12 protein-coding genes are annotated in these 12,865 nt (G+C 74.1%); 6 read left to right on the forward strand and 6 right to left on the reverse strand.

Annotated elements, in window-relative coordinates:
• Positions 1-299 precede the first annotated feature (299 nt).
• Positions 300-1,262 carry an endonuclease/exonuclease/phosphatase family protein gene (locus ACWEQL_RS13260; RefSeq protein WP_452150336.1) on the reverse strand — a complete coding sequence of 321 codons (963 nt, stop codon included), beginning with the start codon at positions 1,260-1,262 and terminating at the stop codon, positions 300-302.
• A 190-nt stretch (positions 1,263-1,452) separates the two neighbouring features.
• Here ACWEQL_RS13260 and ACWEQL_RS13265 point away from each other — a divergent pair, with 190 nt between their 5' ends.
• The 4 genes from ACWEQL_RS13265 to ACWEQL_RS13280 all read left to right on the forward strand — a co-directional run bounded on the left by ACWEQL_RS13265 (position 1,453) and on the right by ACWEQL_RS13280 (position 5,753).
• Entirely contained in the window at positions 1,453-2,379 is a 927-nt protein-coding gene (locus tag ACWEQL_RS13265) for a phosphatidylinositol-specific phospholipase C (protein WP_452150337.1), read from the forward strand.
• A gap of 49 nt (positions 2,380-2,428) precedes the next feature.
• Positions 2,429-3,868, forward strand: a complete 1,440-nt coding sequence (locus ACWEQL_RS13270) for a protein kinase domain-containing protein (protein WP_452150338.1) — start codon at positions 2,429-2,431, stop codon at positions 3,866-3,868.
• A gap of 120 nt (positions 3,869-3,988) precedes the next feature.
• Positions 3,989-4,780 carry an SDR family NAD(P)-dependent oxidoreductase gene (locus tag ACWEQL_RS13275; RefSeq protein ID WP_452150339.1) on the forward strand — a complete coding sequence of 264 codons (792 nt, stop codon included), beginning with the start codon at positions 3,989-3,991 and terminating at the stop codon, positions 4,778-4,780.
• 88 nt (positions 4,781-4,868) lie between these two features.
• Entirely contained in the window at positions 4,869-5,753 is an 885-nt protein-coding gene (locus tag ACWEQL_RS13280) for a helix-turn-helix transcriptional regulator (protein ID WP_452150340.1), read from the forward strand.
• Positions 5,754-5,838: 85 nt separating this feature from the next.
• Here the strand turns inward: ACWEQL_RS13280 and ACWEQL_RS13285 are convergent, their stop codons facing one another.
• The 3 genes from ACWEQL_RS13285 to ACWEQL_RS13295 all read right to left on the reverse strand — a co-directional run bounded on the left by ACWEQL_RS13285 (position 5,839) and on the right by ACWEQL_RS13295 (position 9,419).
• On the reverse strand, positions 5,839-6,636 hold the full coding sequence (locus ACWEQL_RS13285) for a family 1 encapsulin nanocompartment shell protein (protein ID WP_452150341.1): 798 nt from the start codon (positions 6,634-6,636) through the stop codon (positions 5,839-5,841).
• A gap of 66 nt (positions 6,637-6,702) precedes the next feature.
• Positions 6,703-7,758, reverse strand: a complete 1,056-nt coding sequence (locus tag ACWEQL_RS13290) for a Dyp-type peroxidase (protein ID WP_452150342.1) — start codon at positions 7,756-7,758, stop codon at positions 6,703-6,705.
• A 212-nt stretch (positions 7,759-7,970) separates the two neighbouring features.
• A complete protein-coding gene (locus ACWEQL_RS13295; RefSeq protein ID WP_452150343.1) occupies positions 7,971-9,419 on the reverse strand; it encodes an MFS transporter in 1,449 nt (482 codons plus the stop codon).
• 110 nt (positions 9,420-9,529) lie between these two features.
• On the opposite strand from ACWEQL_RS13295, the gene ACWEQL_RS13300 reads away from it, so the two are divergent.
• Positions 9,530-9,982, forward strand: a complete 453-nt coding sequence (locus tag ACWEQL_RS13300; protein ID WP_452150344.1) for a winged helix-turn-helix transcriptional regulator — start codon at positions 9,530-9,532, stop codon at positions 9,980-9,982.
• 114 nt (positions 9,983-10,096) lie between these two features.
• Here the strand turns inward: ACWEQL_RS13300 and ACWEQL_RS13305 are convergent, their stop codons facing one another.
• Positions 10,097-10,708, reverse strand: coding sequence for an FMN reductase (locus tag ACWEQL_RS13305; RefSeq protein ID WP_452150345.1), 612 nt, complete (start codon positions 10,706-10,708; stop codon positions 10,097-10,099).
• Positions 10,705-11,799 carry an LLM class flavin-dependent oxidoreductase gene (locus tag ACWEQL_RS13310; protein WP_452150382.1) on the reverse strand — a complete coding sequence of 365 codons (1,095 nt, stop codon included), beginning with the start codon at positions 11,797-11,799 and terminating at the stop codon, positions 10,705-10,707. The genes ACWEQL_RS13305 and ACWEQL_RS13310 overlap by 4 nt, the downstream gene beginning before the upstream one ends.
• A 232-nt stretch (positions 11,800-12,031) precedes the next feature.
• Between ACWEQL_RS13310 and ACWEQL_RS13315 the strand changes: the two genes are divergently transcribed.
• Positions 12,032-12,793 carry a PP2C family protein-serine/threonine phosphatase gene (locus ACWEQL_RS13315; protein WP_452150346.1) on the forward strand — a complete coding sequence of 254 codons (762 nt, stop codon included), beginning with the start codon at positions 12,032-12,034 and terminating at the stop codon, positions 12,791-12,793.
• The last annotated feature ends 72 nt before the right edge of the window (positions 12,794-12,865 follow it).

The raw sequence follows: 12,865 nt of genomic DNA on the forward strand, positions 1-12,865 counted from the left end.
GGTGAGATCGTCCGCGAAACGACGGTCACCCGTCGCATCCGGCACATACTTCACACAGACGACGATCCTCAAGGTCATGGTCGGTTCTCCTGTACGGGTGCTGGTCCAGGGCCTCAGTTTCGGTGCCGAGGGTACTGAGTGCCAGGCCGGCCCACGCGGGCCGCTGCGGACAGCAGCCGCACCTGAACCGGGATGCCGTGTCGGCGCTCTTCGACGGTTGTCAGAGGCTCGTTCGAGAGGATACGGCACTCAGTACCCCTCGTAAAGGAACTCAGTACCCTACGGCCCCGAGGGGCCGGTCACAGACGGACGCGGACCAGCACGGGGAGGTGGTCGCTGCCGGTCGCCGGGAGGGTCCGGATGTCGGTGGCCACGGCGGAGCGGGTGAGGACCTGGTCGATCCGGGCGAGCGGCAGGGCGGCGGGCCAGCTGAGGGCGAAACCCGTGGCGGGCGGCCGCAGCCGGCCGGTGAGCGGGGCGAGTCCGCGGTCGTCGACGGTGCCGTTGAGGTCGCCGAGCAGGATCACCCGCTCCAGCGGCTCCGCCGCGAGCGCCGCACCGAGGAGTTCCGCGCTGCGGTCCCGGCGTGCCGAGCGCAGCCCGCCCGGGCCGATCCGGACGGAGGGCAGGTGCGCCACGTACACGGCGACCTCGCCCCGCGGCGTACGGGCGGTGGCCCGCAGGCCGCGGTCCCAGCCCTCGCCGATGTCCTCCGGCCGGATGTCCACCCGCCGCACCTCGGTCAGCGGGTGGCGGGACCAGAGGCCGACCGTGCCGACGATGGCGTGGTACGGGTACTCGGCCGCCAGGACGGCGGCCGTGTCCGGCAGGTTCGCCGGGGTCAGCTCCTCCAGGGCGATCAGCCCGGCCCCGGTGGCCGCGAGCCGCCGCGCGGTGCCCGCAGGGTCGGGGTTCTCGTCGCTGACGTTGTGCTGCACCACCGTGAGGTCACCGAGGTCGCCGCCGGGTCCGGACGCGGGCAGTGCCAGTCCGCCGAAGGCACCCGCCCAGGCGGTCACCGGTAGCAGCAGCGCGCAGAGCGCGGCGACCGAGCGGCGCAGCAGGGCCGTCACCAGCAGCACCGGGACGAGCAGGCCGAGCCAGGGCAGGAAGGTCTCGACCAGGCTCCCGGCCCGGCCCACGGTGTTCGGTACCGCGCCGGGGCGGGCCAGCGCTCCGGCGAGCAGGACCGCGGACACGGTCAGCGCGGCGCCGCCCGCCCCGAGGCCGTACCGCCACCGGGTGGGTCCGTCCGTCGCCATCTCCCCCGCCTCTCCCCCGCGCACCGGGGCCTCCCCCCGCGCACCCGGACGAAGACGTATCTGACGGAGGCTCCGGTTCCGGGTCCTCCGCCACGGGGTCGGGGCTACAGTGAGACTCTTCGTCAGTAATGGACATGCCGCCTTGGCGGCGTGCCGGCCTGACCGGTCGTCCACCCGGGGGGAATCACGCATGCCCGAGACTCCGCACGCCATTCTCAGCCGTACCCTCAGCCGTCGCGCCTTCGGCCGCACCGCCCTGGTGGGCGCCCTGGCCGCGGCCGGCCTCGGGACCGGGGCTCCGGCCGCGGTGGCCACGGCCGTGCCGGCGGGCCCGGACTGGCTGGCCGCGCTCGACCCCCGCACCCCGCTGGCGCGGATCACCCTGCCCGGCAGCCACGACAGCTGCGCGCTGTACGGCGGTGGTCTGGCGCAGACCCAGACCCTGGGGCTGCCGGAACAGTTCGCCGCCGGTGTGCGGTTCCTCGACATCCGCTGCCGGCTGATCGACGGGGTGTTCGCGATCCACCACGGCGTGGTGTTCCAGCACCTGTTCTTCGGCGACGTGCTCAACCGGTGCCAGGCGTTCCTGGCGGCGCACCCCGGTGAGACCCTGGTGATGCGGGTCAAGCAGGAGTACTCCGAGGCACCCGCGGCCGACTTCGGGGCGGTCTTCGCCGACTACCTGCGCCGCTGGCCCGGACTGCTGTGGACCGAGGACCGCGTCCCCGCGCTCGGCGAGGTGCGCGGCCGGGTGGTCCTGCTCGCGGACAACCCGGCGCTGCCGGGCCTGCGGTGGGGCGGTCCCCGTACCGACATCGCCGACGACTACTCGATCGGCACCATCTTCGAGCTCAACTCGCGCAAGTGGCCCGGCGTCAGGTCGCACCTGGAGGCCGCCCGCACCTCCACCGACCCGCAGCGGCTGTACCTCACCTTCACCTCCAGCAGCGGCTGGGGCCTGTGGCCGCGCCAGGCCGCCGACGCCATCACGCCCAAGCTCCGCTCGTACGTGGGCGGGCTCGACCGCGCCGCACGTCCGGTGCTCGGAACCGTCCCGATGGACTTCGTCACCGCCGACCTGGCCCGCACCCTGTACGCCCTCAACTTCGGTTCCTGACCGGGCCTTCGACGGCGGGGGAAGATCGGGTGAGGGCTAGGCTGGCGTCATGGCAGCAGTGAGCGGGGCACTGATCGGGGGCCGCTACCGCCTCCTGGACCTCATCGGCCAGGGCGGGATGGGCCGGGTGTGGCGGGGGCAGGACGAGACCCTCGGACGGGACGTCGCGGTGAAGGAGGTGCTGCTGCCGCACGGCCTCACCGACCAGGAGCGCGACCACTACCTGCAGCGGGTGCTGCGCGAGGCGCGCGCCGCGGCCCGGCTCAACCACCCGGGGATCATCACCGTGCACGACGTGGTCGAGCACGAGGGCACGCCCGCGATCGTGATGGAGTACGTCACCGGGGAGTCGCTGGGCGCGCTGATCGCCCGCTCCGGGGCGCTGCCGGTGCAGCGGGTCGCCGAGATCGGCGCGGCGATGCTCAAGGCGTTGCGGGAGGCCCACGCGGCCGGGATCGTGCACCGCGACCTCAAGCCCGACAACGTGCTGCTGATGGGCGACCGGGTGATCATCACCGACTTCGGCATCGCCCACATGACGGACGCCACCACCGCCCTCACCCGCACCGGCGTGGTCATCGGGACGCCCGCGTACATGGCCCCCGAGCAGTTGGAGGGCCGGCCGCCCTCCCCCGCCAACGACCTGTGGTCGCTGGGCGCGACGCTCTACTGCGCGGTCGAGGGCGAGGCCCCCTTCTCCGGGGGCACCTTCGGCGCGCTGTGTGTCGCGGTGGCGATCAAGGAGCCCCGCCCCGCGGTACGGGCGGGCGTGCTGGCGCCGCTGCTGGGCGGGCTGCTGACCAAGGACCCGGCGCTGCGGGTGACCGCCGAGCAGGCGCTCGCCACCCTGGACGGGGTCGCGCGAACCGGTGTGGCCGCGGGCGCGGCGGGCCCGGTGTGGACGCCGACGGAGGCCGTCCGGCCGGGGCCGGTGGCGCCGGGGCCGTTCGCGCCGACGCCGGTGGTGGTGCCCTCGGCGGCGCCGCCGATCGGCTCCTCGGCGCAGACCTGGCAGCCCGTGCCGCCCGCCGGGTACGCCCCGCACCCGCACCCGGGGCCGACCGCGCCCACCGCGCCAGCCGTACCCGCCGCTCCCGCCGCCACCCCGGCGGCGAGCGCCTTCGGGGCCGTGCTGGTGCGGTTCGTGGGCTGCATGGGGCTGCTGTGGGTCACCGGAACCGCGCTGCCGTGGAACTACCTCGACCGCGTGCGCGAGGACTTCGTCCCGATGGCCCTGGCCGTCACCGGCGTGCTGGCCCTCATCCACGCCGTGCCCAGGCCGCGTTGGCACCCGGCGGCGGCCTGGGTGGGCATCGTCCTGTTCGACGTGGTGCTGTACTTCGCCACCAAGCAGTTCCTGCTGGACCAACTGCACACGGGCGGCACCGGCTTCGGCGAGGCGCCCTGGCAGATCGTCGCCAACATGCTGATCCTGGGCACCGGTTCGTGGCTGCTCTGGTGGAAGATCCCGGGCAGCCGCCCCTCCTGACGCCGTCCGCGCGCCCCGGGTGGCCCCGGCGGTCCCGGGGAGAGGCCGTCCCGGGGAGAGGTGGTCCCCGGGAACGGCGGGGCCTGGTCGCGGCTCCGGGCCCCCGGCAGGGTGATGGTCATGAACGAGAACACCACTGAGCGGGCCGGGTTCACCGGCAAGGTCGTCCTGGTCACCGGCGGGACGAGCGGGATGGGCCTGGCCACGGCCCGGCAGTTGCTGGCCGAGGGGGCCGCGGTCGTCGTCACCGGCCGCACCGAGGAGCGTCTGGAGCGCGCCGCCGTACAACTGGCGGACGTGTCCGACGGCGGCGGGCGGCTGCTCACCGTCCGGGCCGACGCGGCGAGCCTGTCGGACACCGACCGGCTGATGGAGGCGGTCCGGCAGCGGTACGGGCGGCTCGACGGGGTCTTCGCCAACGCCGGGATCGGGATCTTCGAACCGGTCGCGGAGACCACCGAGCAGGCCTTCGACGACCTGGTCGACGTCAACTTCAAGGGCGTGTTCTTCACCGTCCAGCGCGCCCTGCCGCTGCTGGACGCGGCCGGCGGCGGCGCGGTCGTGATCAACGCCTCCTGGACCCTGCACCGCGCGATGGCGCCGGCCCCGGTGTACGCGGCCACCAAGGCCGCCGTGCACAGCCTCGCCCGTTCGATGAGCGCCGGCCTCGCCGACCGCGGGATCCGGGTGAACTCGGTGAGCCCCGGCTACATCCACACGGAGATGTACGACGAGATCATCGTGGCGGACGCGGCCCGCGAGGCCACCCGGGTCGCCCCGCTGCTCCGGCGGGTGGGCACCTCGGAGGAGGTCGCCGAGGCGGTGGCCTTCCTGCTCTCCGAGCGGTCCGCCTACATCACCGGGCAGGACCTGGTGGTGGACGGCGGCCTGGTGGTGAAGGTCGCCGTCTGACGCCCCCGTCCGTCGCCCCCGGCCCGCTGGGGTGCCTGGTCCTGACAGGGCCAGGCACCCCACCGCCGCGCTCGGCGAGAATCGCCGCATGACCACCACCACGAGTCTCGGCGCATTCCTCCGCTCCCGGCGCGCCCGGCTGGGCCCGCGGGACGTCGGCCTGCCCGGCGGCCTCGGTCCGCGCCGGGTGGCGGGACTGCGCCGCGAGGAGATCGCCGAGCTCGCCGGGGTCAGCGTCGACTACTACACCCGGATGGAACAGGGGCGGGTCCGCAACGCCTCGGCCGCGGTGCTCGACGCGCTCGCCCGCGCCCTGCGGCTGGACGAGGAGGAGGCGCGGCACCTGCACCGGATCGCCCGGCCCTCCGCCGCCCCGCGCGGCCGGCGGCGGCCGGGCGCGGAACGCCCCCAGGAGGTCCGGCCGATGCTCCGCACCCTGCTGGAGTCGCTGCCGGAGCTGCCGGCCCTGGTGATGGGACGGCGGATGGACGTCCTGGCGTGGAACCGGGCGGCGAGCGCGCTGCTCGGCGACCTCGACGCCATGGACCCGTCCGCCCGGAACATCGCCAGGATCACCTTCCTGCGCCCCGAATCCCGCTCCCTGTACGCGGACTGGGACTCCTGTGCGCAGGAGAACGTCGCCTATCTGAGCATGGAGGCGGGCCGGTACCCGGACGACCCCCGGCTGCGCGAGCTGATCGGCGAACTCGCCGTGAAGAGCCCGGAGTTCCGCACCTGGTGGGCAGAACTGCCGGTCCGGGACAAGACCTCCGGGACGAAGCGGTTCACCCACCCGGTCGTCGGCACGCTGGAGCTCGCGTACGAGACCCTGCGCAGCGCCGACGACCCCACCCAGGCGCTGATCACCTACGCCCCCGTGCCCGGCAGCGACTCCGAGGACGCCCTGCGGCTGCTGCTCTCCTGGACCGCCCGGGAGGCGGACGGCCCCCGGCCCGCACCCGTCCGGCCCTGACCGGCCCTGACCGGCCCTGACCGGCGCGGGAACGGGAACGGCACGGAAGCGGGAACGGGAACGGGAACGTCCCCGGACGGACCGCTCAGCCGGTCAGCGCCACCGCCGCCTCGGCGGTGTGGAGCAGGAAGGTCAGCGACTCCTGGAGGTACAGCTGGACGCTCTTGGCGTCGTGGGAGAGGTAGCCGATCGAGAGGTCCTGGCCGAGGTGGAGCTGGAAGTCGCCGCCGCGGGCGGAGAGCAGGAAGGCGCCGTCGATCGCGGGGGCCCAGATGATCTCGCCGTCGAGCAGCCGGGCGATGTGGTTGTGGATCGGGTAGCCGTGGTCGGAGGTCTCGTTGACGGCCGTGAAGGCGTCCGCGCCGAGCAGCAGCGAGTACGGGCCGCCGACGCCGGCGAGGCGTAGCGCGGTGAGGGCGCGGCTGACCGCGTTGGGGTACTCCCGGACGTCCGCGGGCAGCTCGATCTCCGGGTTGGAGGCACCGGCCCGGATGCCCTCGATGCCCGCGGCCGGGTAGCCGGCGAAGATCGCGCGGTCCTCGGCGAGCGCGATGGTGCGGGCGGCGTCCTTGACCGGCTGCCAGTCGGAGTCCTTGGCGCCGCGTTCCACGTCGTCGACGGCCTCGCGGCTCACCGTGAACGGCACCCGCAGCTCGACGACCGGCCGGGTGTCCCGGGCGTGGGCGATGACGCCGTCGGCGGGGCCGGCGATCCCGGTGAGGTGGCCGGTGCCGACGGCGGCGAGGGCGGGACCGTCCGGGCCGTCGAGGTCGACGACGCGGCGGCCGGCGATGTGGAGCTCGAAGGTCTGGCGGGCCTCCTCCTCGATCTCCGCCCAGGCCGCGGCGGAGATGGGGGCGAGGTCGCGGTGCAGGTTGTTCATGGTGCGGGGTCCCTTTCCGGGGGTCCTTGGATTCGGGGAGGTCCTTGGATTCGGGAGGTCCTCGGCTCAGCGGGCGCGTCGGAGGCTGCCGATGCCGAGCGAGCCGTCGGTGGCCGACGCCCCGACGGGAACGGCGGTGGCGGCGGGAACGGCGGCGGCCGGCGCGGGTGCAGCGGCGGCCGCGGGGGCCGGTGGCGGGTCGGCCAGGAGGTCCGCGGCCGGGGCGAAGAAGAGCGCGCCGGTGACGGCGGTCGAGAAGTCGAGGATCCGGTCGTGCCCGCTGCCCGGCGGGTCGCCGAGGAACATGTTGCGCAGCATCCGTTCGGTGACCCCGGGGGTGCGCGAGTAGCCGATGAAGTACGTGCCGAACTCGCCGCCGTCCGCGTCGAAGGTGCCGAACGCCATGTTGGCCCGCAGGATCTCCTGGGGGCGGCCGTCGGCGTCCGGCAGGGTGGTCAGGGCGACGTGCGAGTCGGCGGGCATGGTGTCGTCGTCGAGTTCGATGTTGGTGAGCTTGGTCCGGCCGACCGCCCGCTCCTGCCGCTCCACCGGGAGGGCGTTCCAGGCGGTGAGGTCGTGCCGGTACTTCTGCACGACGACGTAGCTGCCGCCGGCGAAGTCCGGGTCCTCGTCGTCGACGACGACGGCGGCCGTGGCGGCCGGGCCGGTGGGGTTCTCGGTGCCGTCGACAAAGCCCATCAGGTCGCGGTCGTCGAAGTAGCGGAAGCCGTGGACGGAGTCGACGACGGTGGCGGCCCCGGCCAGCCGCCCGGTGATCTGGGAGGCGAGCTCGAAGCAGAGGTCGGGCCGCTCGGCCCGGATGTGCAGCAGCAGGTCGCCGGGGGTGGCCGGGGCCCGGTGGCGGGGGCCGTCGAGCTCGGTGAAGGGGTGCAGTCCGGCGGGCCGGGGGCCGGCGAAGAGGCGGTCCCAGACGGCGGAGCCGATGCCGGTGACGCAGGTGAGCCCGCCGTCCAGGGCCCGGAAGCCGACCGCCCGACGCAGGGCGGCGAGGTCGGGCAGCAGCGCGCGGACGGTGTCCTCGCCGCCGGGGTCGACGGTGAGGGTGAGGAAGAGCGCCGCGCGGGTGAGCGGGGCGAGCACGGCCTGCGGTTGGGGTGGCATGTCAGCTCCGGACGGGTCAGGAGGCCTGGGGCCCGGCCGGCCGGGGTGGCGGGGTGGCGGCCGGCGCACGTCTGATCACGCGGACGATTACACCGCACAGCGGACATATCGCCACGGTCAACACGCACCCCGGACGCACCCGGGCCCCTACCGGACGGAGGTCCGGCAGGGGCCCGGCGGGGGCGGCGGGCCCGGAGGGGGCGGCGGGCGGATCAGGCGGCGGTACGGCGGCGCAGGCCCGTGGCGGTGACCACCGCGCCCAGGGCCACCGCCACGACGGGCACCACCAGCGCGGCACGGAAGCCGTCGAGACCCGCCTCGCCCGCGAGGACCGCGCCGGACGCGTCGGTGACGGCGAGGTTGACGGCCGTCACCACCGACAGGCCGAGCGCCGCGCCGAACTGGAAGGAGGTGTTGAGCAGGCCGCCGGCCAGCCCCTGCTCCTCCTCCGCGACGCCGTCGGTGGCGGCGATGGTCAGCGGCCCGTACGCGAGGGCGAAGGCGAGGCCGGTGAGCAGCATGGTCGGGAACATCATCGGGTACGTCCAGTCGAGTCCGACCGGCAGGAACAGCGCGTAGGAGAGCACGGCGAGGCAGAAGCCGCCGAGGATCACCCGCACGTTGCCGTACCGCTCGACCAGCCTGGGGGTGAGCGTGGGGGCGAGGACGGCGTCGACGCCGATCGCGAGCAGGGCCAGGCCGGTCTGCAGGGAGGACCAGCCGCGCAGGTCCTGGAGGTAGAGGGTCACCACGAACTGGAAGCCGAAGAACGAACCGGCGAAGAGCATCGCGCCGAGGTTGGCCCGCACCAGGGGGCCGGACCGGAGGATGCCCAGGCGCACCAGCGGCGAGGCCGAGCGGCGTTCGACCGCGACGAAGGCCGCCAGCAGGAGCAGTCCGCCGGCCGCCGTGGCGACGGTCCGGCCGACGGCCGCGTCCGGTTCGCCGAGCCGGACGACGGTGTGGACGAGCAGCAGCATCGCGCCGGTGGCGGTGACGGCGCCGGCCAGGTCGAAGCGGCCGCCGGGCCGCCCGCCGTCCGGGTCGCGCGGGATCAGCGGGAGGGCGGCGACCAGCAGGGCTCCGGCGAGCAGGACCGGGGCGAAGAACACCCAGCGCCAGCTGACGGCGGCGAGCAGGCCGCCCGCCACCAGGCCGAGGGAGAACCCGGCGGCCGCGGTGCCCGCGTAGACCAGCAGGGCGCGGTTGCGCCGGGCGCCCTCCTCGAAGGTGGTGGTGATGATCGCCAGCCCGGCGGGGGTCATGAAGGCGGCGGACAGCCCGGTGACGAAGCGGGCGAGGATCAGCACCCAGCCCTCGGTGGCGAGCCCGCCGAGGCCGGAGAAGAGGACGAACACGGTGAGCCAGAGCAGGAACATCCGGCGCCGGCCGAACAGGTCGGCCGTCCGGCCGCCGAGCAGCATGAACCCGCCGTAGCCGAGGACGTACGCGCTGAGCACCCAGCTCAGCGCGCCGGTGTCCATGCCCAGGTCGGCGCGGATGGCGGGCAGCGCCACGTTGAGCATCGCGACGTCGATGCCCTCCAGGAAGATCGCCCCGCACAGGACGAGCAGGACGGCGGCGGGCCGGCCGGTGATCCGTTGCGGGCCGGCCGGCGGGGGCGCCGGGGCGGTTTCGGGCACGGCTGATGACACGGACATGCGATGTCTCCTCGCGGCGGGGAAGGCGAGGGCGGCGGCCGGCGCGGTTCTCTCACGGCCTGTCAGTTCCCTCTTGTAACCACCGCCATCCTGCGGCAGCATCGGGAGACGTGGAAGAAGGCACTTCGAAGTCACCGAGTCACTGCACGGGAACCGAGGCCGACTACGACGTCCTCCAGTGGGACTCCCGGGAGGACTGCGAGGTCCGGCAGATCCTCGACCGGATCGCCGACAAGTGGTCGCTGCTGGTGATCGCCCTGCTGGACCGCCGTTCGCTGCGGTTCACCGAGCTGCGGCGGGAGATCGACGGCGTCAGCCAGCGGATGCTGACCGTGACCCTGCGCCAACTGGAGCGGGACGGGCTGGTGTTGCGCACCGTCCACCCCGTGGTGCCGCCCCGGGTGGACTACGCGCTGACCCCCCTCGGCCGCACCCTGCACACCACCATCCGGTCGCTGGTGACCTGGACGGAGTCGCACCGGCAGGAGATCGCCGCGGCCCGGGCGCGCTACGACGCGCGGGTGGAGCAGGAGTCCCCCGTCCCGGCCCGGCCGTCCGCCTGACCCGCCGTCCGCTCCTGCGCCTCTCCGTTCCTGCGCACCTCCGCCCGGACCCCGCCGGACGCGCCGGGGCGGGCCGTGGTCGCCACCACGGCCCGCCCTCGCGGTGACGGCGGCTCAGCCGGTCCGCAGCGCCGCCAGCTGCTCGGCGAAGGGCACGACCTCCTCGGTCTGCTGGCCCGGCACCGCCGCCGGGCGGCCCGCCAGCAGCGCGGCCAGCTCGCCCGCGGCGCGCTCGATCCGGGCCGGCAGGCCGTCGGTGTGCGCGTCGCCGGCGCCGCCCCAGTCGTCGGTGGCCGCGTAGACCGCGGTGGGGACGACCACCGCCCGCAGGTAGGTGAAGAGCGGACGGACGGCGTGCTCCAGGGCGAGGGAGTGCCGGGGCGTGCCGCCGGTGGCGGCGATCAGCACCGGCTTGCCGGTGAGCGCGTCGTTGTCGATCACGTCGAAGAAGGACTTGAACAAGCCGCTGTACGAGGCGGTGAAGATCGGTGTCACCGCGATCACGGCGTCCGCCCGGGTCACCGCCTCGACCGCCTCACGCAGCCGCGCCCCGGGGAATCCGGTGACGAAGTTGTGGGCGATCTCGGTCGCGAGGTCGCGCAGCTCGATCACCGTCACCTCCCCGCCGCCGAGCCGGCGGGTCGTCGCCTCCGCCAGACGGTCGGCCAGCAGCCGCGTCGAGGACGGCTTGCTCAGTCCGGCGCTGATCACGACGATCCCGGTCACGGCGTCACCTCCGGCTCCCGCAGCCGCTCGGCCACCCGGGCGGCGTGCGTCGGTCCGTCCGGCACCTCGCTCGGACGGTTCTTGGCGAACTCCTCGCGCAGCACCGGCACGACCTCCTCACCGAGCAGGTCGAGCTGCTCCAGCACGGTCTTCAGCGGCAGGCCGGCGTGGTCCATCAGGAACAGCTGGCGCTGGTAGTCGCCGAAGGAGTCGCGGAAGGTCAGCGTCTTCTCGATGACCTCCTGCGGGCTGCCCACGGTGAGCGGCGTCTGCTCGGTGAACTCCTCCAGCGAGGGCCCGTGGCCGTACACCGGGGCGTTGTCGAAGTACGGGCGGAACTCCCGCACCGCGTCCTGCGAGTTCTTCCGCATGAACACCTGCCCGCCGAGGCCGACGTACGCCTGCTCGGGCGTGCCGTGGCCGTAGTGGGCGTAGCGGGCGCGGTAGAGGTCGATCAGCTTCTGGAAGTGCTCCTTGGGCCAGAAGATGTTGTTGGCGAAGAAGCCGTCGCCGTAGTACGCGGCCTGCTCGGCGATCTCCGGGCTGCGGATCGAGCCGTGCCAGACGAACGGCGGCACGCCGTCCAGCGGGCGCGGGGTGGAGGTGAAGGACTGCAGCGGGGTGCGGAAGCGGCCCTGCCAGTCGACCACGTCCTCGCGCCAGAGCTGGTGCAGCAGCGCGTAGTTCTCGACGGCGAGCGGGATGCCCTGGCGGATGTCCTTGCCGAACCACGGGTAGACCGGGCCGGTGTTGCCGCGGCCCATCATCACGTCCACCCGGCCCTCGGCCAGGTGCTGGAGCATGGCGAAGTCCTCGGCGATCTTCACCGGGTCGTTGGTGGTGATCAGGGTGGTCGAGGTGGAGAGGATGATCCGCTCGGTCTGCGCGGCTATGTAGCCGAGCATGGTGGTCGGCGAGGACGGCACGAACGGCGGGTTGTGGTGCTCACCGGTCGCGAAGACGTCCAGACCGACCTCCTCGGCCTTGCGGGCGATGGCCACCATGGCCTTGATCCGCTCGTGCTCGGTCGGGGTGCGGCCGGTGGTGGGGTCGGGGGTGACGTCACCAACGGTGAAGATTCCGAACTGCATGCTGCTCACCACGCTCCAGGTGCTCCAGGCGGTCGACTCGATCGAGCCGATCGTCAAAGTTTCAACCATCCTAGCACCGGGCGGCCCGGGGCTGTTCCCGGCCCGTCACGGGCCCGCCCACCCCACTGCGGGCCCGCCCACCCCCGCCGCGGGGGCCGCCGCCCGGGGCGGGAGCCACAATGGGAGGTGCACGGAAGAGGGCCGGCCCGGAGTACCGGAAGGCGGCAGGCCGATGGCGGGCTATATCGCGGTGAGCGCGCTGAGCCACGAGGGACTGATCCGGGAGCACAACGAGGACAGCCTGACCGTCGGACCGTGGACACTCTGCGCGACGGTCACCACCAATCCGCAGACCCTGCTCTTCCCGCTCGGCCCGCCCTGCGTGGTCGCGGTGGCCGACGGCCTCGGCGGCCACCCGGGCGGCGAGGTGGCGAGCGCCCTGGTCGCCTGCCGGCTGGCCGCCGACGGCCCGTCCCTGGACGGCGAGGAGACCGTCCGCGAGGAGCTCCGGGACTGCAACCGCGCGGTGTACGCGGCCGCGGCCGGCGAACCCGAGCTGGCCGCGATGGGCACCACGGTGGCCGGTGTGCTGCTGCTCCCCGAGCGGGCGGTGGTCTTCAACGTGGGCGACAGCCGGGTCTACCGGATCGGGGGCGAAGGCCTCACCCGGGTCAGCGTCGACGACAGCCCGCCGCCCGCGCCCGGCGCGCGGACCACCTCCGTGGTCACCCAGACCCTCGGCGGCTCGCTCGGCCTGACCTACGTCGAGCCGCACGTGAACGAGGCACCGCTGGCGGCCGGCGACCGCTATCTGGTGTGCAGCGACGGCCTCACCGACCCGGTCACCGAGGAGGAGCTCCACCAGGTCCTCGTCCACTCCCTCGACGAGGCCGAACGGGCCGACGGCCGGGCCGCGTTCGAGCTGTGGAAGGCCGCGATCGAGGCGGGCGGCCCGGACAACATCACGCTGGCGCTGGTCCGGATCGGCGAGTGAGGCGGGCGGGAGGGCGGAGGGACGGACGGGTGGGCCGCACGGGAGGGGCGGACGGGTGGGCCGGGGGCACGC

The sequence above is a fragment of the Kitasatospora sp. NPDC004240 genome (assembly GCF_053603215.1).

Bases quoted from the DNA above. Each gene is read 5' to 3' on its own strand.
- ACWEQL_RS13260 (WP_452150336.1), bottom strand. From the start codon at position 1,262: ATGGCGACGGACGGACCCACCCGGTGGCGGTACGGCCTCGGGGCGGGC.
- ACWEQL_RS13265 (WP_452150337.1), top strand. From the start codon at position 1,453: ATGCCCGAGACTCCGCACGCCATTCTCAGCCGTACCCTCAGCCGTCGC.
- ACWEQL_RS13270 (WP_452150338.1), top strand. From the start codon at position 2,429: ATGGCAGCAGTGAGCGGGGCACTGATCGGGGGCCGCTACCGCCTCCTG.
- ACWEQL_RS13275 (WP_452150339.1), top strand. From the start codon at position 3,989: ATGAACGAGAACACCACTGAGCGGGCCGGGTTCACCGGCAAGGTCGTC.
- ACWEQL_RS13280 (WP_452150340.1), top strand. From the start codon at position 4,869: ATGACCACCACCACGAGTCTCGGCGCATTCCTCCGCTCCCGGCGCGCC.
- ACWEQL_RS13285 (WP_452150341.1), bottom strand. From the start codon at position 6,636: ATGAACAACCTGCACCGCGACCTCGCCCCCATCTCCGCCGCGGCCTGG.
- ACWEQL_RS13290 (WP_452150342.1), bottom strand. From the start codon at position 7,758: ATGCCACCCCAACCGCAGGCCGTGCTCGCCCCGCTCACCCGCGCGGCG.
- ACWEQL_RS13295 (WP_452150343.1), bottom strand. From the start codon at position 9,419: ATGTCCGTGTCATCAGCCGTGCCCGAAACCGCCCCGGCGCCCCCGCCG.
- ACWEQL_RS13310 (WP_452150382.1), bottom strand. From the start codon at position 11,799: ATGCAGTTCGGAATCTTCACCGTTGGTGACGTCACCCCCGACCCCACC.
- ACWEQL_RS13315 (WP_452150346.1), top strand. From the start codon at position 12,032: ATGGCGGGCTATATCGCGGTGAGCGCGCTGAGCCACGAGGGACTGATC.